Raw genomic sequence first — 1,138 nt, 5'->3', positions numbered from 1 at the left:
ATAACTGCTTTTATGTTCAACAGACAGCCGTTCAGGACACAGTACAAGCCGTAATTGCTTTACGATTTCATCAGTGGTTGATATGCTTGCCAAATCTTTTAAAAACTCACTTAACGGCCTGCTTATAAAGTTTGATTGATTCAATGGGCACCTTAAAACTGAGAACAGTGGTTGGGAGAGGTTTTCTAAAGAGAGGTGCTTTTCATTTATAAAATCGGTTAAATGGACTCAGTGAATACATAATCACCAACAAAAGGAAAGAACTAAGGTTGTATACCAGGAAAAACAGATCCTGCACATAAAATAAAATTGAGACGTACCTTAACAGCTAACCACTGCCACTTCTGTACCAGCGAAATCAGACTTACTCGTTTCAGTTACTAAAAACCTCATTTCTGTTATCTCTGCCTCTGCGTTGTGATGCAATTTTGCATAAACAAAAACCAGCAAAATGAACATCGTATTAACAGGTTCTCTAGGGAACATAGGAAAACCGCTCACCCAGTCATTGGTAGCAAAAGGACACCAGGTAACTGTGATCAGTAGTAAAGCCGAAAGGAAGGCAGCCATAAAGGACATCGGAGCCATTCCGGCAATCGGAAGCGTTCAGGATGCCGATTTTCTGGCACAGACATTCAGCGGAGCAGATGCCGTTTATTTGATGGAAGCCTGGGAGGGAATAGGGAGCATCTTCGACAAAACAATCGACTTCTTAGCGGAATTCAAAAAGATAGCCGCCAATTACGTGCAAGCGGTGCAAAAGTCGGGGGTTACCCGTATTGTGCACCTGAGCAGTGTTGGGGCACATTCGGAGAAAGGCACGGGTAGTCTGTTGGTGCACCATACCGTGGAGAACATACTGAAAACGCTACCGGAAAACGTATCCATCAAGTTCATGCGTCCTGTGGGCTTTTTCAGTAACATTTACCGTTGGCTACCCATGATCCAGTCGCAGGGCGCTATAATCCAAAGCTATGGCGGCGACCGAAAGGAACCCTGGGTATCGCCTTATGACATTGCCGCCACCATCGCCGACGAAATGGAGAAACCGTTCACCGGAAGAACGATACATTACCTGGCCAGTGATGAGGTATCACCCAACGAGATCGCGCTGGCCTTGGGAAAATCCATCGGTCAT

At 45.3% G+C, this 1,138-nt stretch carries 1 protein-coding gene; it reads left to right on the top strand.

Going from position 1 to position 1,138, the window contains the following annotated elements; genetic code table 11:
* Window positions 1-451: 451 nt before the first annotated feature.
* A partial coding sequence (locus tag LN995_RS21655; protein ID WP_229963181.1) for an NAD(P)H-binding protein occupies window positions 452-1,138 on the top strand: 687 nt, incomplete at its 3' end.

The sequence above is a fragment of the Pontibacter silvestris genome (assembly GCF_020907275.1).
In the GTDB taxonomy this organism is placed as follows: domain Bacteria; phylum Bacteroidota; class Bacteroidia; order Cytophagales; family Hymenobacteraceae; genus Pontibacter; species Pontibacter silvestris.
This window is presented reverse-complemented; position numbering and strand designations above follow the sequence as displayed.